The organism is Vitreoscilla massiliensis, from assembly GCF_001457815.1.
GTDB classification, from domain to species: domain Bacteria; phylum Pseudomonadota; class Gammaproteobacteria; order Burkholderiales; family Neisseriaceae; genus Vitreoscilla; species Vitreoscilla massiliensis.
In genome coordinates, this window is the sequence record NZ_LN898219.1 from 233,716 (window position 1) to 252,125 (window position 18,410).

Consider the following 18,410-nt stretch of genomic DNA (forward strand, 5'->3'; position numbering starts at 1 on the left):
TGATTTGGGCGGCAGTTGCCTTGTCAATTGACAGTGTGCGGCTACTGCTTAAATCGCCACTTTAATCATCCCTGGCATCGGCACTTTGCACGATTTGACCCATGCGCATGCAGCAGGTATCAGCGTGGTGCGTGTGGCGACCCATTGTACCGAGGCCGATGTGGCCAAACAGCATTTAGAACACGCCCGCAAATTGGGCATGAACGCGGTGGGTTTTTTGATGATGAGCCACATGATTAGCCCGCAGCAATTGGCAGAGAAAGCCAAGCTGATGGAGTCTTATGGGGCCGAGTGTTTGTATGTGGTGGATTCTGGTGGGGCGATGAATATGTACGACATTGCCGACCGTTTTAAAGCTTTAAAAGACGTGCTAAACAGCGATACCCAAACAGGCATACATGCACACCACAATTTGAGTTTGGGCGTGGCCAATTCCATCGTGGCCGTTGAGCATGGCTGTGACCGTGTGGATGCTAGCTTAACCGGCATGGGAGCTGGAGCGGGCAATGCGCCATTGGAAGTCTTTATCGCTGCAGCCGACAAGTTAGGCATTAAGCACGGTTGTGACATGAAACAGCTGATTGATATTGCTGACGATTACGTGCGTCCGCTACAAGACCGGCCTGTAAGGGTAGACCGTGAAACCTTGGCCTTGGGTTATGCAGGTGTGTATTCCAGCTTTTTACGCCATGCTGAAGCGGCAGCGCAGAAATACCAACTTTCTACTTTCGATATTTTGGTGGAATTAGGCAAACGCAAAATGGTCGGTGGCCAAGAAGACATGATAGTCGATGTGGCTTTGGACTTGGTTAACGCGCAATAAACTTTGAGAAAGGGGGCCAGTCCCCCGCACATAAAGCATGAATAATCAGCAAACAGCAAACTTAATCACCACATTGGAAGCCATCGTCGGCTCGGCCAAGGTGTTGACGCAAGAAATACACAAAAAACCGTTTGCAACCGGATTTCGTTTGGGCGGTGGCGCGTGTTTGGCAGTGGTGTTGCCCCAAACCCTGTTGCAAATGTGGCAAGTCTTACAAGCCTGCGTCGATGCCGATGTGATTGTGATCCCGCAGGCGGCCAATACCGGTGTGACCGGTGGTTCTACTCCTGATGGTGATGCTTATGACCGCGATATTGTCATCATCAGCACCAATGCCCTCAAAGGGGTGCACTTATTGGATGAGCAGCAACAGGTATTGGCGTTCCCTGGCACCAGTTTGACCGAGTTGGAGCAAGCATTGGCACCGCATGATCGAGAGCCTCATTCGGTCATTGGTTCTTCTTGTATCGGTGCTTCGGTCATCGGTGGTGTGTGCAACAACTCTGGTGGTTCTTTGATACGCCGCGGCCCTGCGTTTACCGAGAAATCACTGTTTGCGCGGGTGAATGCCAACGGTGAATTGGAATTGGTGAATGAGTTGGGCATAGACTTGGGCGAGAGCCCACAGCAAATTTTCGCCAATTTAAGTGCGCAAAACTACCAAATTGGCCAGCACCCAGAATGGCAGGGACGCATTTGGGCCGACGATTACGCCGACAAACTGCGACAAGTGGATGCCGATGAGCCTACCCGTTTCAATGGTAATCCCGATTATCTGCACAACAGTGCTGGTTGTGCTGGCAAATTGGCGGTGTTTGCGGTGCGTTTGCCCACGTTTGCCAAAGCAGGGCGCAGCGAGGTGTTTTACATCGGATCACATAGCCAAGCCTCACTCATCGCCTTGCGCCGCAGCCTGTTAACGCACATGAGCGATTTGCCGTATCAAGCCGAATACATCCACCGTGGCGCCATGGATTTGACCGTGCGCTATGCACGATATGTTTACAAGGCGGTGCAATACTTGGGCGCTGATAAGATTCCACAGTTGTTTGGCTGGAAAAAGAAATTACAGGCCGCATTGTGCAAGCTGCCATTGCTGCCCAGCAATGCTTTAGACAAGTTGATACAGGCTGCCAGTGTGTTCATTCCCGGTGCTGTGGCGCCGAGAATTCAAGCCTACCGCCAGCAGTACGAACACCATTTGATGTTGAAGATTGATGCCACACAATTGCAAGAGGTGACAGAGCTGTTGCAACAGCATTTTCAACACCACGATGGTGCATATTTTCAATGCAATGCTGCCGAAGCTGAGAATGCCTTTTTAATCCGTTTTGGTGTGGGCAGTTGTTTGAGCAGTTATTGTGACTTGCATGGCCTCAATCCGAATGAGCGCATTGTCACGTTTGACGTGGCTTTGCGGGCGAATGACACGCAATGGTTATTGGACATACCCGAAGCCTTGCAACAGCAAATTCAGTTCAATTCTTCTTGTGGGCATTTTTTCTGTTATGTGGCGCACCAAGAATTCATCGTCAAAGCCGGTGTGGATACGGAGCAGTTTAAAAACGACATGTTGGCCTTGTTCCGCGCACGTGGGGCGCAATACCCTGCGGAGCACAATGTTGGCCATGTGTATGAGGCTACGGCGGGTTACCAAGCATTTTTGCAGCAGCTAGACCCGACCAATGTGTTCAATCCGGGCATAGGCAAAACCAGTAAGTGCAAGCATTGGCATTAAAGTCAGCATGGATTTACAGGCCGCTTGAATCATCAATGCGGCCTGTAAATGTCCAGTAGGGTTGTTTTCTTCTTTCCACCGGCTCATCCCCAGTCATTGAGTCGGTTTTTTATGTGTAAATAGGATGAGGCTTATTGCGCCGGTGCTGACATGTTTACTGGCTGCATGGGAATTAAGCTGTGCTGTAGCGGTGTTTGCGCCATAATGACAGCCATTACTTCAATGGTGGCAGTGGAGGTGGGCAGACATGGAACAGGCAATCAAACCCGATTTGCGCGTGGGTTTTGTGCTCATTGAGCAGTTTACCTTGGCTCCGGTGGCGGGCTTGGTGGAGTCGCTGCGTTTTGCGGCGGACGAGTCGTTTCGCAGTTTGCAAATCTATTGTCAGTGGGATTGGATGACGCTGGACAATCAGGCGGTAACCGCCAGTTGCGGCATGCAAGTGGTACCCACGCAAAACTTCAATTTGTTCAATGATTACGATTACATCGTGCTGGCCAGTGGTTTGCTGGGACCGGCGCGCCATCCCAAGCCTGAGTTATTGCAGGCTTTACAGGCCGCTTATGCGGCCAATATTCCCATCATTGCCTTGGATTCGGCCTGTTTTATCTTGGGCGTGGCAGGCTTGTTGGATGGCAAGCAATGCGCGATTCATTTCACCACCATTGCCGAATTCAAAGCCTTGTTTCCGCAAGTGCAGGTTTTCAGCGACCGCATGTATGTCAACGACCACAACATCATCACCTGCCCAGGTGGCACGGCCATTGATTTGGCCGCATTTTTGATACGGCAACATTGCGGCGAAAAGCGCGCGAAGAAAAGTTTGGAATACCTACTGGTCGATGAAGATGAGAGTGTGAACAGCGCCACGGCTGCCATGGGTGATGCGCCTATCTATGCCAATAAAATGGTGCTCAAAGCCATTGCTTACATGCAGGCCAATTTGGACAGCCATGCCCAGCTCAAAGATGTGGCCGAGCACATAGGCACGTATCCACGCCATTTGCACCGTTTGTTTGTGCTGAATACGCAAGAAACGCCAGCAGGCTATTGGCGCAAGCTGCGTTTGGAACATGGGCGCCGTTTATTGGCCAACACCAATGCCTACATCACCAATATCGCGATTGAATGCGGTTTTGCCGATGTGTCGCATTTTATTTTGTGGTTTCGCAAAGTCTATGGCGAAACGCCGCGGGCGTACCGCAAGCGCGGCCAAAAAGCCGATCATTTTCTCAGTGCTGCCCATGATGAAGACCATAGTGCGGTGGTGAATAAGGCGGATTGACCAATGTATGCATGACAATCTTAGTGTATTTATACAAATATAAATGAAGGCAATACCATATTCATAAGGACATTACGCCAAACATGCACACATAAAAAAATCGGGCAGTGGGCCCGATTTTTTTATCACAGTCGCACTACAGCGGTGCGCCGATATGGTAATGGGAATTGCGATGGGGTTTGCCAGAGTTTTGCGCTTCAGACCACGTCACATACTGTGCGTGAACGCTGGGGTTACGGAATTTGTCACCGACGGTGATTAAATCATGGTCATCTAAGCCATGGTTTTCTTTGGCGTAAGACTTGAATTGTTCGATGAGTGTCATATGTTCTCCATGGCACATTGATTGATAGCCTTGAGCTTGATTGGGTAGCTCGGGCAATTGAGAGAGTTGTGCACCGCAGCTTGGCGCTTGGCCTTTGTTGCAATGCATCAAATCATTATAATCGCAATAACAGCGATTTGTCTGTAGTAAAAATTGCGTAATGTTAATAAGTTTTAAAATGAAGTGCTTAAATTCTGTGCGACAGATCAAGCAAATGCGGATTTACAGGATGAAATTCCCTGATCCGTGTGTGTCGGGTTTTTAGAAACCTTTGTCATTCATAACCATAAAATAAGCGGCCTGTACCGTTACAGGCCGCTTATTTGCAGGTGATAAGGCTTAGGCCATGTCAGCGTGGTCGTTGGCGCTGGTTAACAATTGCAAAAATTCAGCCTTGGCCTTTGCATCCAAATCGACCAAAGGCATGCGCACCGAGCCGGCTTCCAAACCAAAACGCTGTATGCCTAATTTGGCTTTTTGATTGTAGTCGCCCAACTCCATCGAGCGTATGCCCGCATACATGTGGCGCATTTGCGCACGGGCAGTGTTCCAATCGCCTGCCAATGCGGCCCTGGCCAAGGCCACGTGTTCGTCTGGATAGACATTGGCGGCACCGCTAATCCATGAGTGTGAACCCCAGAAGAAGAAATCGGTGGCCAAACCATCGCTGCCACACATCACCTCAAAGTCTGGCCATGCGGCCTGTAACATTTGTAAGGCAAAATTGAAGTCGCCACTGCTTTCTTTGATGGCAATGATATTGGGGTGTTGGCGTAAGTGGTTGATGGTGTCGAAATCCAAGCTCACGCCGATGCGGTCGGGGTAGTTGTACATGATAATCGGCAAGTCTTGCGCCTCAGCCACGGTTTCAAAATGATGAATAATGCCAGCTTGGCTGGGCAAGCTGTAGGGTGGTGCGCTCAGCATCAAGGCTTGGTAGCCGTATTGCTTGGCTGTTTTGGCGTGTTCTATGCTGCCTGCGGTGGACAAATCATTGACGCCGACAATCAATTGCACCCGGCCTTGGGCCACGGCGGCAATGCGTTGCAAGACTTCGGCGCGCTCGGCGGCGCTGAACGAGTAATACTCGCCGGTGGTGCCAAAGGCGACGATGCCGGCCACGCCTTTTTGTATCATCAATTCTGCCAATTGCTCTAAAACGGGGTAGTCGATGCGGTTATCGACGGTGAATGGGGTAACCAAAGGGACGTATATGCCTTGTAATTTCATGGGTGATGCTCCTGTGTTGGGTGAATGAGGGTTAATGTAAGGCGGCGGCTTCAGCCAAATCTTTGGCTTTGGTTTCGGGTGCCCAAGCGATGGCAACCACGAGGCCGATGAAGGTCACGGCAGCGGCAATGAACATGGTGTTGCCTATGCCGATGCTGTCTAAAGATACGGGGACCAAGAATGTGCCGATGGCGGCGCCTATGCGGGAGGCGGAGACGCCCCAACCCATGGCATAAGGGCGCAGCTCGGTGGGGAAGATTTCATTCGGATAGACCAATTCCAATACTTGGGCGCCGCCGATGAACAAGGCATACGCACCGAAGAACACCAACACCACCATTTCAGACGAATCGGCCCAAGTGCCCAAGCACAATAAGGCGAGACCCGACCACAAAAAGCTGTGAATCAGCATTTTGCGGCGGCCCAAGACATCAATGAGTTGGGTGCCCACGATGCAGCCCACTACGAACAACAGCGTGATGGCCACCGAGCCGTAAGCCGCCCAAGCGCCTTCTAATTTCAAGGCTGCCAATACTTTCGGGGCAAACGCGTACACGGCAAACACCGGAATGACGGCACAAGTCCAAAAAATGCTGACAAAGGCCAAACGTTTGCCATAACCCATGCGCAACATGTCGCGCAAAGACAGTTTTTGTTGGGCAGACGTTTCGGGCAGATTGGCCAAAGAGTAGTTTGTGCCATACACGTGTTGGATGATGGTTTCGGCTTCGGTGGCACGGTTTTTGGTGATGAGCCAGCGTGCCGATTCCAAAGTATTGAGGCGAGACAGCAACAAGAACACGCCGATGATGATGGGGCTGGCCAAAGCCCAGCGCCAGCCGTGTTCACCGCTGTTGTGCAAGATGATGTCGCCAAAAATATAGGCCATGGCCGCGCCGGTAAACCACAAAATGGTGAAGCCAGCCAAACGCGAGCCGCGGTATTTTTTGGGCACAAATTCGACAAACAAACTGGTGGCAGCAGAGTAATCAATGGCAATGGCGAGGCCTATGCCAAAGCGCAATAAGAAAATCACCATGGGCGAGTCGGTCCAAAATTGCAACACCGAGGCGATGAGAAACACGCACGGCGCCACAAACACCACTTTGCGGCGGCCAAAGCGGTCGGTGAGCCAGCCGCTGAATAAGCCGCCGACAAAAATACCCAATAAAGCCGAAGTGGCAATCATGCCTTGCCAAAAATTGCTCAATTGCAATTGGCTGGTCATTTGCACCAAGGCCACGCCGATGATGCTGAGGATGTAGCCATCCATCAATGAGGCGCCGCCAACGGCAAGGGTCAAACGTTGGTGAAACGGGTTGAGGGGAGCATCTTCGATGGATGCATTGCTTGTTCTCATGTGATTTCTCCTTTGTGATGGTTTTATGGTGGTGATGCGTTTACAGCAGGCAAACCTTTCCCTAGGGCTGTGACGAATGCACAGACACCGCAGGGATGAATACAGTGGGAAATGCAGTGTTAGGGTGAATGCCGCAGGGTTTACAGGCCGCTTATTAAGCTTCCATGCCTGCGCGCTGTTGTCCCAACATGAGGTTGAAGTTCACGCCCATGGACAAAAAAGGTTGGGGTGGGTTGGCACAAGGCTGTTCCGAGCCAAGCAAGAATGCAATCATCTCGTCTTCATCGCCCGCCAACCAATTGGCGAGCAAATGTCCGCCCATGGTGCCACGGGTGGTGCCCAAGCCATTGCAACACAGCGAGCCATAGACATTGGGCGCCAATTGACCAAAGAAAGGCATGTGATTGCGCGACAAACACATGGCACCGCCCCAAGTGTATTCAAAGGTCACGTCTTTGAGCATGGGGAAACGGCGTTGGTAGGATTGCACATGGCGTTGGTAAGCGGTTTTGAGCTGGGCATCGCTGCATTTGCCATTGGGGTTGAAGCTCATGGAATTGCGCACGATCAAGCGCTGGTCGGCGGTGCGGCGCAGCGTGCTGCCAAATGGGTCGGCTGGAATGATGCCCCAAGTAGATTTGCCGCCCAGAGCCGCTTGCTCGTCTTCGTTCAGCGGCCGCGTCATGCTGGCATAGGTGAATACAGGCAACAATCGACCTTGTAAAAAGCCAAAGCTGCTGGCAAAACCATTGTTGGCCAAGACCAGTTTGTCGGCCACAATGTGACCGTAGGCATGGCCGAGTGTGATTTTGCTGCCGTAATCGACCGAGGTAATGGCGGTGTGCTCGTACAAAGAGACATTGCTGGGCAAGGCATCGGCCGCGCCTTTCACAAACGCCGACGGTTGTATCAATAAAGTGCCTGGGGTGTACAAGGCTTTTTGGTAGAAATGCATGCCGATGTGTTGTTGTAATTCCTCTTGCGCCAGCCAAGTGTAGTCTTGTCCCAAGCGCTCCAAACCACGTTGGTATGCCTCTAAGACCCTTATGCCTTTAGGCTCAACCGCACATTGGTATTTGCCGGCATGCTCTAAACCGCAGTCGATGTGGTGCTCGTGTACCAAGTCGGTAATGAGTTGTTGTGCTTGTTGCTGCAATTGCAAAGTTTTGCGCGCGATGGTGATATCGCCTATGTAATCGGCCGCACCGATGTCGTGCGGCAAATCAATGACAAAACCCGAATTGCGTCCGGCGGTGCCAAAGCCGACTTCTTGCGCCTCTACCAACACGATTTCATCATTGGGAAAGCGTTTGGCCAGTTGGCGAGCGGCGGCCAAACCGGTGAAACCTGCGCCTATGACCACAAATCTGGCGCTGAGATTGCCTTGTAAGGCCGGTTTGGGCGTGCGCTGTGGGCTGGTGTGAAACCAGCCACACTGCTTATTGTCTTGTGGTAAGTGTTTGATTGTTTTCATGGTATTGGCGACTCCTTTGTGTGACCTATTGTCAGCTTGAATGCCTGAGTAAGAATATAAAAAAACAGCTCATAAGCGTAAGCATTAGGACAAAACAGGATGTTGCGGACAAAATATGCTGAGATTTAGGCGGTATGTGTGTGGATTTGTGCAGACTTTGTTCAGTTGGCTGACGAGGCGGGCGAGGCCGTCTTCAATGCGGCCTGTAACGTTGAATGTGACAGGCATAGGCGTTTGCAATCATGTGCCGCAGCGTTGTTACAGGCCGCTTGCGCGGCAGAGGAATGCTTAAAGATAATATCGCAATATTTATAGAGGGAATGGGTATTTGAGTTTGTGTGGACTGCGGGTATGATAAAGAACAGATTGAAATGATTGTGTATGGCTTATTGTTGATGAAGTGGGAATATGAAATCGATTAAACGACTGCCGCAAGTCGATGGTGAATTGGGTTGGTATTTGACCGCACCGAATGTGGACAGAAAAGTGGGACGGGCGTTAAAAGGCGAACAACAGGCCGACATCGCCATCATCGGTGCGGGCTTTACCGGTTTGGCCGCTGCCGAGCGTTTGCAAGAATTGTATCCAGACAAAACCATCGCCGTGGTTGAGGCTTTGGATGTGGGACAAGGCACGTCTGGCCGCAATGCTGGCTTTATCATCGATTTGCCGCACAATGTCGATGCCAAAGAAAACAGCGCTGCCGAAGACATGCAGTTGTACGCGCTGAATCAGTTTGCCATCGCGCGCTTGTTTGAGCGCATGCAAACCTACAGCATCAATTGCCTGTGGCACCATGCGGGCAAGTACATGGTGGCGCGTGAAGACAAGAATGTTAAAGGCTTGGACGATTTTGAACGCACTTTGAAAAAGCGCGATTTTGCTTATCAACGCTTGAATCGCAGCGAATTGGCGCAGCGTTTGGGCACCGATTATTACCAAGATGGCATTTTCACCCCCGGCAATATTCTGATGAATCCAGCGGCCTTGGTGCGCGGCTTGGCTTTGGGGCTGCAAAAACACATTGATGTCTATACCCATTCGCCTGTCATCGGCATCGATTATGGCGACGTGCACCAGATACACACCGTCGGTGGTGTGTTGCGCGCCAAAACCATTGTGCAAACCATGAGCTCGTTCAGCGAAGAAACTGGTTTGGTCAAAAACAAAATCGCGCCGGTGTTTACCTATGGCAGCTTGACCGATCCCTTGCCTGATAACATCGTGAGCCAGTATTTCCAAAACATAGAGCCGTGGGGGCTGACTTCTGCCCATCCGGCCGGCACCACAGTGCGTTTTACCCCAGACAAACGCATTTTGGTGCGCAACATCTTGGAATTCAATCCAAATCAAGCCTCAACGGCAGAGGTGCGCCAGAAAGCATGGCAACAACACCGCGCATCGTTTGTGGCGCGTTTCCCATTTTTGGAACACATAGATTTTCAATACACCTGGGGCGGCTTGTTAGCGGTGACTTTGAACCACAATTCGGTGTTTGAGAAGCTGGCCGACAATGTGTATGGCATTTGTGGTTGCAATGGCGTTGGTGTCGCTAAGGGCACATATTTGGGCTATTACATGGCCGAGATGATGCATGGCAATCACAGTGCTGAATTGGAATTTATCCTACAAACCAGTCACGCCAATCGCATTCCGCCAGAGCCGTTTCGCAGCATCGGTGCGCGCCATCAAATCAAGCGCGAACAAAGCGCGGCGGGCATGGACATTTGAGTTTACAGGCCGCTTGCTGTGCCCGTGATGTATGAACGATAAAACCGCTTTTAAGCGGTTTTATTTTTATCTGTTACAGCGTGTGTCATGTTGAAATGGTGGCAAGTTGGTCGAGTAAGCAAGATGCTTGATTACCAGTGCGCACATTCAGATGGCGATGCAAAACCAGATGACTAGAGATGGCGCAACAGCGGCGAGAGCAGGCTTAACAGCAACACCATGCTCAACATGGCGATGGCGTAACTGACCGCCACACCCCATTGTGGCCGGTATTTGGCTGGAATCTCATCGTCGTTGAGGGTGGGCAGAATTTTTTGGTATTGGCGTGTGGCGTACAAACACACGGCGATGCCCAGCAGCATAAACAGGCTGCCAATAAGGACAGACGACAGATTATTGCTTTTGTGCAGCAGCAATTCTGCCAACCAGCCAGCGCGTTCTATGGCAAAGCCAAAGGCGATCAAGGCCAAACTGGTGCGCTGCCAAGCCATCAACGTGCGTTCGGCGGCAAACAACACACGGGGGTCGTGTAACTGCGACATGGGTCTTTCATGGCCTTTTGACAATTGTGGGTGTCGGCATTGTAGATGAATTTGGCGCAGAAAGAAAAAAGGCCATGGATTGCTCGCATGGCCTTAAAAGGGATAATCTTGTGGTGATGACATGGGTAGGCTAGGCTGTCTAGCATCTCGCGCTGTCATTACGTCTACATACTTGTAGTACTTGGGCTGTGTGAGCCCAGTATTGGTGCTATGCATCTCAGTGACATGTTTACGACTCACGCATGGCCAAAAGCATTATCGACGTTTACAGGCCGCTTTTTTGCATACTGTTGGCTCTGACCATTTCCAATCAAACATTTTCATCAAACAGACACTGAGTTAAGACTAGTCATTTGTTGGCAGCACATCGCTGGTGGTGTGCTGTCATGGTCACTCAATCTGCGTTGTTTCATGCTCAAGCTAGCGTTGCAATAAGCGCTGTTGTTTGTGCGCCAAGTTCAAGCACATTTCTTGGGCATGGCGGGTTAACTCGCTCAAGCGTTTGTGGCTGTGGTTTTGGCGCAATTCGTATTCCAGCGCATCTTGGATTTCTTCGATGCGCGCTTGCAATTGTTCGATGCGCCATTGCGTCAACCAAGATTTGACTTTGGTCGCAGCAGACACTTTGTTGGCTGATGGGGTAGGGGAGTAAAACAATGGGGCTTCTGCCTTAACGTGGTTGTTTAACATGACCGACTCCTTACTCAATGAATGTTGTAACTTGAATCAAGTGTAACAGAATTCAAGATGGTAAGAAAAGCGATTTTTTGTATATTTTTAAAGGTGTTGCATTTTTGATGTGTTGATTTAACGCAAACAAAAAGCAGCTTATTAAGCTGCTTTTTGACGAAAATCAAGCTGGGTAAGGCTTAGCGGAAGGATTTGATGACGGCGGTAACCACGCCTACGATGTACCAATTTTCACCACTTTTGGGTTTTAAGATGGGATAACCCGCGGCTTGGTTTTCTGGATGCAATTCAAATTGGCCGGCTTGGCTGTGCAAACGTTTGATGGTGAAGTCGTTGCCGGTGTCGGCCATGACCACGTCAAAATGACGCGGTTTGAGCGAGCGGTCGATGATGAGCAAGTCTTCTTTGTCTATGCCGGCGTCTTGCATGGAGTCGCCACCGGCGCGCACCATAAACGTGTGTTCAGGGTGGTTAATCAGGTATTGGTTGAGGTCTAAATACTCTTCCACATGGCTGTCGACCGGTGAGGGCATGCCCGCAGGCACTTTTTCGGTGGCCAATGGAATATTGGCCGCTTCGCCATGAACGACGGGCTTTAAGGCATGCAAAGGCAGGCTGTCGTTGGCGGCGCTGGGGTTGTCGGGCTCGCGTTTTAATTGCAAGATGGCCTGTTCCAACATCGGCACCAAGGCTTTGGGCACGCGTTTGACCACGGTTGCCAAAGCTTCAGGTTTGGGTTTGCGCCCCGCACCTGCCCGTTTGCCGCCCCAATTATTGGCTGTATCGTTCGTATTCATGGCTGAGCTTGTTGTTGTTACGTGATTCAAGTGTAGCGTGCTTGTGCTTAAACAACAAGCAAAATAGCGGCCTGTAAGCTTTACAGGCCGCTATTGCATGAGGATATGCGACAAATCAAGTGTGTTGGCCTTACAAACCCATGGCTTGGCGGATCAATTGGTTTTTGAGTCCGCCCATTTGGTTGACCAGATTCAAGCCGGTATTGCGCAGCCACGACAGCGGTGCGGCCTCGGTTTTGAACAATTGAAACAAGCCATCGCAACCCATTTGCATGGAACGCACGGCGTGCAAACGTTCGGCTTCGTATTGTCTTAGCACGTTGCTGCGGCCCCAATCTTGCGCATCTTGCAACAATTTGGCCAAGACCATCACATCGCCAAAACCCAAGTTCACGCCTTGGCCTGCCAAGGGATGGATGGTGTGGGCGGCATCGCCGAGCAAGGCGATGCGTGGGGCGTACATTTTTTCAGGGCGACGCAACACCAGTTCAAACGCAAAGCGGCGGCCGATGGGGGTCAGCGTGCCCAAGCTATGCTCGCCTTGCGCGGCCACGCGTTCGGCAAACGCTTCATCGCTTAAGGCCATCAATTCTGCCGTTTGCGAGGTCGACCACACGATGGAGATGTGTTGCGCAGGCAAGGGCAAGTAGGCCAACACATCGCCTTGTTTGAACCATTGGCGTGCAATGGCGCCATGCGGTTTTTCGACGCGATAGTTGGCGACGATGCCGTGATGATGGTAAGGCTTGGCATCGACGTGGATGTCGGTTTGGGCGCGTACCCACGAGTTGGCACCATCGGCGGCCATGATCAGCGGCGCTGACAACACGCTGCCATCGTGCAGGGTCACACTGGCGGCTTGCTCATCGCTGTGCAACACTTGCGCGGCCGAGCTGTAAACATGAATATTGTCCAAGCTGTGAATGCGTTGCCACAAGGCTTGCAGGAGCCAACGGTTTTCGACGATGGAGGTCAGGTGTGAGGTGTGTATGGCTGGCGCGGAAAAGTCGATTTTGCCGCCGGCATCGCCACGCACATCCATGTGGGTCACTGGCTGGATGCGTTCGCTGTCTGGCCATGCATTTAAGCTGCGCAAAAACTGTTCATTGGCAGGGCTGATGGCGTAAATGCGCGCATCCCAATCCGTGGCAGCGGCCTGTAAATTCAATTGTGGCGGGCGCAGCTCCAATAAGGCGATGTCTTTGCCTTGTTCGGCCAAAGCCACAGCCAAAGCCGCACCGACCAAACCACCACCCACAATCACACCATCAAAATACGCAATACTCATGTTTACAGGCCGCCTTTACAAACCGAAAATCAAATGTTCAGAGAATTTTTGTCGCAACGGCAATGAGGTATTGAGCGCACTCATCACCATGCCACGACTGGCTTGCAAGAGCGCACTCGGTTGGTCAAATACCGTTACCAAAGAATGGGTAAACGCGACGATGGATTTGGCATCGAGGCGGCGTGCACGCGCATAGTTGGCGCCCAAACTGCCGTTTCGGACTTGGGTAGGCTGGGCAAACGCTTGTGCCAAAGCCTGCGCATCGCGCACGCCCAAATTCAAACCTTGCGCCGCCACTGGGTGCATGGTTTGCGCGGCATTGCCGATGCAGACCACGCGGCCGGTGGTGACTTTTTGCAATTGTTTTAATACCAGTGGGAATTGTATCGGCGGGTCTACCGCCACCAATTCACCGGCGCGTGTGCCAAAAGCGGCCTGAAAGATTTGTTTGAACTCGGCAAACGGCAATTGCGCCAAACGCTCGGCTTCTTCTGGCGAACGCGTCCAAATCAAGCGGTAATTGTCGCCATAAGGCAATAAGGCAAACGGCCCATCGTGGGCAAAACGCTCATATGCCACCCCGTCTTGCGGGCGGTCGAAATGGGCGGTGGTGATGTAAGCGCGCTGTTGGTAATCGTATTGTTGCGGTGCCAATTCCGGCAATTGGGCGGTGAGTTGGCCGCCTTCGGCCAAGATTAGCCAATCGCAAGTGATTTGGCTGCCATCGGCCAGAGTCACTTGCGCCATATTGGACAGGGTAGAGACTTGTTCCACCGCCATGCCCCAATGGCTGTGCACGTGTTGCGCATCCAAGGCATGCATGGCCGCTTGCATCAAGCGCGCATAATCGACCACTTGACCCATGAACGGCAGTTTCAAATCGGTTTCAGACAATAAGGTGCGACCAAACGCGCCTTGTTGGGAAATGTGAACTTGGTGGATGGCGGTCATATGGGCGTGGCTTAAGTCCACGCCGGCCTGTTCAAACGCCACAACGCTGTTATACGACAAAGCCAGCGTGCGCTTGTCTTGCGGCGGCACGGCTTTGGGGCGGGCTTCCAAGAGCAAGACGCGGTGGCCTTGTTGGTGTAATTGCAAACTGAGCAACATGCCAACTGGCCCTGCGCCCACGATAATCACCGGTACATGCAGCGGTAACATAAACCATCCTTTACTGTTTATGTGGGAATTGTACCTGATTTGGCGCGGCTAACGGAGGCTAAGCGTGAGAGTGGGTTTAAGCTTGGCTGGTGGAAATGAACAATAAGGCATTTTCACCGTCGGGATAACATTCAAAATCACAACGGTACAGCCGTTGCAATTGTGCTTCTTGTTCGTGCACGCCTTGCCACAAAGTCAACATGTCGGCGGGCAATTCCGATGCCGCTTCAAACTGGTAATAATTGAGTGCTGGGATTTTGAAACGGCGCATGTCTACCGGCAAAGGTGCATCGGCTTCGGTTTCCAAACCCAACCACACACTGAATCCCTGGTTGCTAGAATGCTGATAATCGGTATAGAGTAGGTAGACAGTGTCGTCCACGCTGAAATCCAATTGTCCGGCAACATCGTCTTGATAAAAGCGTTTCCACAATTTGGCAATATCGGCCTTGGCTTGGTTGTTGTGCCAAGTGGTGTGGATGTGCAGTCCGGTCAATTCAAATGCTGGGCGTGTGGTGAATTTCATGTGCAGGCTTCCTGTGCGAGCAAGTCATTCTGTGTGCATACGAGGGTGGCAAGAGGCCACAAGTTCAAAGCGTTTATTGTAAAATTTAACCATCATTCATATCGGTACAGTGGCAAACATGCAAACAAATGTTTTAACTTGGCAAGATACTTTGGCGCTGGAAAAGCAACAGCCCTATTTTCAAGAATTGGTGAGCAAAGTCAACCATGAACGCGCCGATGGCAAAACCATCTACCCACCGAATGCGGAGGTTTTTCATGCGTTTGTGGCCACAGATTTGGCCAATATCAAAGTGGTGATTTTAGGACAAGACCCGTATCACGGCCCCGAACAAGCACATGGTTTGGCATTTTCGGTGCGCAAAGGCGTGAAAATACCGCCATCGTTGCGCAATATGTACAAGGAATTGAGCACCGATATTGACGGTTTTCAAATTCCAGAACATGGTGATTTGAACCATTGGGCCGAGCAAGGGGTGTTGCTTTTGAACACGGTCTTGACTGTAGAAGCTGGACAAGCGCATTCGCATGCCAAATGGGGCTGGGAACGATTCACCGACAAGGTGGTCGATGTCATCAACCAATACCAGCAGCAAGTGGTGTTTATGTTGTGGGGCAGCCATGCCCAGAAAAAAGGCGCGATGATAGACCGGTCGCGCCATTTGGTTTTAGAAAGCGTGCACCCATCGCCATTGTCGGCACACCGTGGATTTTTCGGTTGTCGCCACTTTTCGCAAGCCAATCAATACTTAATCCAAACAGGTCAAGCGCCAATCGATTGGCAAGTTTAATCCATGCGGCCTGTAAGGCTTACAGGCCGCTTTTGAAACGGAACGAACCATGAGTACAGCTTCTTCTACGCCTAGACAAAACCACCGTTGGTTGGGCAAACCTTCGCTTTCCAGTGCCATCCGTTTTGGGGTGTGGATTGTGTCGATTGTGTATGTGGTTTTGTATCTGATACACAGCGGCTTATTGGATTTTTTCTTGAGCGAAGGCACGCAAAACGTGGTGTTTGTCATCGCCTTGCTCGCCGCCTTGCTTGGTGCTTACGATGTGAAGCAGAGCAAACACAGCGTGTTGCGCAATTATCCGGTCATCGGCCATTTTCGCTGGTTGTTTGAAGGCATACGCCCCGAAATCCGCCAGTATTTGATTGAAGCCGACGATGAGGCCTTGCCATTCACGCGTTCACAACGCTCGCTGGTGTATCAGCGTTCTAAATCAGTCAGTGCGGACAAGCCGTTTGGCACCATTGTCGATGTCTACCAAACCGGTTATGAATTTATGGTGCATTCGATTACTCCGGCCAAACACCCGAATCCCGACGACTTCCGCATTCAAATTGGCAATGAACAATGCACACAGCCGTATTCAGCGTCGGTATTCAATATTTCGGCCATGAGTTTTGGCAGCTTGAGCGCCAATGCGATTTTGGCCTTGAATAAAGGCGCAGCACGCGGGCGCTTCTACCACGATACTGGTGAGGGCAGCATCAGTCCGTATCACTTACAAGGTGGCGGTGACTTGGTGTGGGAGTTGGGCAGTGGTTATTTTGGTTGTCGCACTGATACCGGCGAATTCGACCCTGAAAAATTCGCCAAACAAGCGGTGTTGCCGAATGTGAAAATGATTGAAATCAAAATGAGCCAAGGCGCGAAGCCTGGCCATGGCGGCATTTTACCTAAGGAAAAAATCACCGAGCAAATCGCGCAAGTGCGTGGGGTGCCACGCGACCGCGATTGTGTGTCGCCGGCTGCGCATTCTGCGTTCAGCACACCATTGGAAATGATGGCGTTTATCCGCCAATTGCGTGAATTGTCAGGTGGCAAGCCGGTGGGCTTTAAGCTGTGTATCGGCCAGCCGTGGGAATTTATGGGCATTGTCAAAGCGATGTTGCAAACCGATACGTATCCCGATTACATCGTGGTCGATGGCGCCGAAGGCGGTACGGGCGCAGCACCGATTGAGTTTACCGACCATTTGGGCACGCCGCTGCGCGAAGGTTTGCTGTTTGTGCACAACACTTTGGTCGGTGCGGGCATACGCGATAAGGTCAAAGTTGGCGCCAGTGGCAAAATCGTATCGGCTTTTGACATTGCCCGTACCGTGGCCTTGGGCGCGGACTGGGTCAACTCCGCCCGTGGCTTTATGTTTGCCTTGGGCTGCATCCAGTCGCAAAGTTGCCACACCAACCGCTGCCCAACTGGCGTGGCCACTCAAGACGAAAACCGTCAAAAAGCCTTGGTGGTCGGCGATAAATCTGAGCGGGTATTTCACTTTCACCACAATACCTTAAAGGCCTTGGCTGACATGATTGCAGCGGCGGGTTTAACCCATCCTGAGCAAATTCATCCTGAGCATTTGGTGGTGCGAATTTCCGAGATTGAGATTAAAAATTACCGACAAATGCATTATTATATGCGACCATCGGAGCTGCTATCGGGACAAACCAAAAGTCCTTTTTATGCGCGTATGTGGGAATTGGCCAGTGCTGAGTCTTTTCAAGCCCAGCCACATGCCCATTAATACCAATACCATACCATCAAGAGAAGAAAGCAAGGAAAACGGTTTATGCTCACCAATGAACAATTGCGCGGAATTTATCCTTTAATAGTGACCCCCAGCCACGATGGCAAATTTTTCTACAATTACACTTTGTCTTTATTGAATTTGCAAAACGTGGCCATGCAATTGGGCATGCCGATACAATTTTTATTGCAACAAGGCGAGAGTTTGGTGACGCGTGCGCGCAATAATTGCGTGGCACAATTCTTGGAAAACCCTGAATGGACGCATTTGTTTTGGGTGGATTCGGACATTGGTTTTACCCCAGATGCGGCACTGCGTTTGTTGCGTGCCGATTACGATATTGCCGCCGGTGTGTATCCATTGAAATACGAAGCGTGGCCTGAGCAAGGTTTGCCACAAGGCATGACCAAGCAAGTGTTCCAAGCCTTGTACCAACGCTATACCGTCAACGGTCGTGCGCCTGCTGATGCAACCGAATTCACCGTGCACATTCAAGAAGACGGTTTCATCGAAATGAGTGAAGCGCCTACTGGCTTTATGGTGATTAAGCGCCATGTGTTTGAACAAATGATGCAACACTATCCGGAATTGGCTTACAAATCAGACAGCATCGGTTACGCCAACAAAGGTTTGCATTACCGCTTCTTCGATGTGATGGTCGACCCTGAAACCAACCGCTATTTGTCAGAAGACTATGGTTTCTGCCGTTTGTGGGAAGGCATGGGCAATAAGATTTACATTGATGCCTTGTCACAACTGACCCACCAAGGCACCAAAGTATACGAAGGCAATTACGCCGAGTCATTGCTCACCAACGTCAGCAATGCCGTGCCATGCAAAGAAGGCATCCAAATGAAGTTGACCGGTGTCGACAATTTGATGAAATTGTTGCAACCGCAAGGCTAAACC

17 protein-coding genes are annotated in these 18,410 nt (G+C 51.1%); 7 read left to right on the forward strand and 10 right to left on the reverse strand.

Going from position 1 to position 18,410, the window contains the following annotated elements:
- Positions 1–64: 64 nt before the first annotated feature.
- The 3 genes from dmpG (at position 65) to BN3003_RS06740 (ending at position 3,846) form a co-directional block, all read left to right on the forward strand.
- Positions 65–823, forward strand: a complete 759-nt coding sequence (dmpG, locus tag BN3003_RS06730; protein ID WP_324609301.1) for a 4-hydroxy-2-oxovalerate aldolase — start codon at positions 65–67, stop codon at positions 821–823.
- Between the two features lie 37 nt (positions 824–860).
- Complete coding sequence (dld, locus tag BN3003_RS06735) at positions 861–2,561, forward strand: D-lactate dehydrogenase (RefSeq protein WP_058355877.1); 1,701 nt, start codon at positions 861–863, stop codon at positions 2,559–2,561.
- A 247-nt stretch (positions 2,562–2,808) separates the two neighbouring features.
- Entirely contained in the window at positions 2,809–3,846 is a 1,038-nt protein-coding gene (locus BN3003_RS06740; protein WP_058355878.1) for a GlxA family transcriptional regulator, read from the forward strand.
- Between the two features lie 136 nt (positions 3,847–3,982).
- On the opposite strand, the gene BN3003_RS06745 is transcribed toward BN3003_RS06740, so the two are convergent.
- From BN3003_RS06745 to BN3003_RS06760, 4 genes are all read right to left on the reverse strand, one after another.
- Positions 3,983–4,171, reverse strand: a complete 189-nt coding sequence (locus BN3003_RS06745; RefSeq protein ID WP_058355879.1) for a hypothetical protein — start codon at positions 4,169–4,171, stop codon at positions 3,983–3,985.
- Between the two features lie 339 nt (positions 4,172–4,510).
- Positions 4,511–5,401, reverse strand: coding sequence for a 4-hydroxy-tetrahydrodipicolinate synthase (gene dapA, locus BN3003_RS06750; protein WP_058355880.1), 891 nt, complete (start codon positions 5,399–5,401; stop codon positions 4,511–4,513).
- 31 nt (positions 5,402–5,432) lie between these two features.
- Positions 5,433–6,761, reverse strand: coding sequence for an MFS transporter (locus BN3003_RS06755; RefSeq protein ID WP_058355881.1), 1,329 nt, complete (start codon positions 6,759–6,761; stop codon positions 5,433–5,435).
- Between the two features lie 154 nt (positions 6,762–6,915).
- The gene (locus BN3003_RS06760; RefSeq protein ID WP_058355882.1) at positions 6,916–8,235 is read right to left on the reverse strand and encodes an NAD(P)/FAD-dependent oxidoreductase; all 1,320 of its coding nucleotides are present in this window, start codon (positions 8,233–8,235) and stop codon (positions 6,916–6,918) included.
- A gap of 408 nt (positions 8,236–8,643) precedes the next feature.
- On the opposite strand from BN3003_RS06760, the gene BN3003_RS06765 reads away from it, so the two are divergent.
- Positions 8,644–9,966, forward strand: a complete 1,323-nt coding sequence (locus tag BN3003_RS06765) for an NAD(P)/FAD-dependent oxidoreductase (protein WP_058355883.1) — start codon at positions 8,644–8,646, stop codon at positions 9,964–9,966.
- Between the two features lie 173 nt (positions 9,967–10,139).
- Here BN3003_RS06765 and BN3003_RS06770 read toward each other — a convergent pair whose 3' ends face one another.
- The 6 genes from BN3003_RS06770 to BN3003_RS06795 form a co-directional block, all read right to left on the reverse strand.
- Positions 10,140–10,508: a YidH family protein gene (locus BN3003_RS06770; RefSeq protein ID WP_058355884.1), complete on the reverse strand. Its 369-nt coding sequence runs from the start codon at positions 10,506–10,508 to the stop codon at positions 10,140–10,142.
- Between the two features lie 420 nt (positions 10,509–10,928).
- Positions 10,929–11,198, reverse strand: a complete 270-nt coding sequence (locus BN3003_RS06775) for a hypothetical protein (RefSeq protein WP_058355885.1) — start codon at positions 11,196–11,198, stop codon at positions 10,929–10,931.
- A gap of 179 nt (positions 11,199–11,377) precedes the next feature.
- Positions 11,378–11,995, reverse strand: a complete 618-nt coding sequence (locus tag BN3003_RS06780) for a LexA family protein (protein ID WP_082625586.1) — start codon at positions 11,993–11,995, stop codon at positions 11,378–11,380.
- Between the two features lie 130 nt (positions 11,996–12,125).
- Entirely contained in the window at positions 12,126–13,283 is a 1,158-nt protein-coding gene (locus BN3003_RS06785; RefSeq protein WP_058355886.1) for an FAD-dependent monooxygenase, read from the reverse strand.
- Positions 13,284–13,298: 15 nt separating this feature from the next.
- Positions 13,299–14,444 (reverse strand): FAD-dependent monooxygenase, encoded by a 1,146-nt coding sequence (locus BN3003_RS06790; RefSeq protein ID WP_058355887.1) that lies wholly within the window; start codon positions 14,442–14,444, stop codon positions 13,299–13,301.
- A 76-nt stretch (positions 14,445–14,520) separates the two neighbouring features.
- Positions 14,521–14,970, reverse strand: coding sequence for a GyrI-like domain-containing protein (locus BN3003_RS06795; protein WP_058355888.1), 450 nt, complete (start codon positions 14,968–14,970; stop codon positions 14,521–14,523).
- Between the two features lie 118 nt (positions 14,971–15,088).
- Here BN3003_RS06795 and ung point away from each other — a divergent pair, with 118 nt between their 5' ends.
- Genes ung through BN3003_RS06810 form a run of 3 tightly spaced genes read left to right on the forward strand, consistent with a single transcriptional unit; the run spans position 15,089 to position 18,407 of the window.
- On the forward strand, positions 15,089–15,760 hold the full coding sequence (ung, locus tag BN3003_RS06800) for a uracil-DNA glycosylase (protein ID WP_058355889.1): 672 nt from the start codon (positions 15,089–15,091) through the stop codon (positions 15,758–15,760).
- A gap of 49 nt (positions 15,761–15,809) precedes the next feature.
- Positions 15,810–17,498 carry an FMN-binding glutamate synthase family protein gene (locus tag BN3003_RS06805; RefSeq protein WP_082625587.1) on the forward strand — a complete coding sequence of 563 codons (1,689 nt, stop codon included), beginning with the start codon at positions 15,810–15,812 and terminating at the stop codon, positions 17,496–17,498.
- A 45-nt stretch (positions 17,499–17,543) separates the two neighbouring features.
- Positions 17,544–18,407 (forward strand): hypothetical protein, encoded by an 864-nt coding sequence (locus BN3003_RS06810; RefSeq protein ID WP_058355890.1) that lies wholly within the window; start codon positions 17,544–17,546, stop codon positions 18,405–18,407.
- The last annotated feature ends 3 nt before the right edge of the window (positions 18,408–18,410 follow it).

Coding starts and splice junctions, on each gene's coding strand:
- BN3003_RS06775 (WP_058355885.1), bottom strand. CDS start 11,198: ATGTTAAACAACCACGTTAAGGCAGAAGCCCCATTGTTTTACTCCCCT.
- BN3003_RS06795 (WP_058355888.1), bottom strand. CDS start 14,970: ATGAAATTCACCACACGCCCAGCATTTGAATTGACCGGACTGCACATC.
- BN3003_RS06755 (WP_058355881.1), bottom strand. CDS start 6,761: ATGAGAACAAGCAATGCATCCATCGAAGATGCTCCCCTCAACCCGTTT.
- ung (WP_058355889.1), top strand. CDS start 15,089: ATGCAAACAAATGTTTTAACTTGGCAAGATACTTTGGCGCTGGAAAAG.
- BN3003_RS06740 (WP_058355878.1), top strand. CDS start 2,809: ATGGAACAGGCAATCAAACCCGATTTGCGCGTGGGTTTTGTGCTCATT.
- BN3003_RS06810 (WP_058355890.1), top strand. CDS start 17,544: ATGCTCACCAATGAACAATTGCGCGGAATTTATCCTTTAATAGTGACC.
- dapA (WP_058355880.1), bottom strand. CDS start 5,401: ATGAAATTACAAGGCATATACGTCCCTTTGGTTACCCCATTCACCGTC.
- dld (WP_058355877.1), top strand. CDS start 861: ATGAATAATCAGCAAACAGCAAACTTAATCACCACATTGGAAGCCATC.
- BN3003_RS06790 (WP_058355887.1), bottom strand. CDS start 14,444: ATGTTACCGCTGCATGTACCGGTGATTATCGTGGGCGCAGGGCCAGTT.
- BN3003_RS06765 (WP_058355883.1), top strand. CDS start 8,644: ATGAAATCGATTAAACGACTGCCGCAAGTCGATGGTGAATTGGGTTGG.
- BN3003_RS06780 (WP_082625586.1), bottom strand. CDS start 11,995: ATGAATACGAACGATACAGCCAATAATTGGGGCGGCAAACGGGCAGGT.
- BN3003_RS06770 (WP_058355884.1), bottom strand. CDS start 10,508: ATGTCGCAGTTACACGACCCCCGTGTGTTGTTTGCCGCCGAACGCACG.
- BN3003_RS06785 (WP_058355886.1), bottom strand. CDS start 13,283: ATGAGTATTGCGTATTTTGATGGTGTGATTGTGGGTGGTGGTTTGGTC.
- BN3003_RS06760 (WP_058355882.1), bottom strand. CDS start 8,235: ATGAAAACAATCAAACACTTACCACAAGACAATAAGCAGTGTGGCTGG.
- BN3003_RS06805 (WP_082625587.1), top strand. CDS start 15,810: ATGAGTACAGCTTCTTCTACGCCTAGACAAAACCACCGTTGGTTGGGC.
- BN3003_RS06745 (WP_058355879.1), bottom strand. CDS start 4,171: ATGACACTCATCGAACAATTCAAGTCTTACGCCAAAGAAAACCATGGC.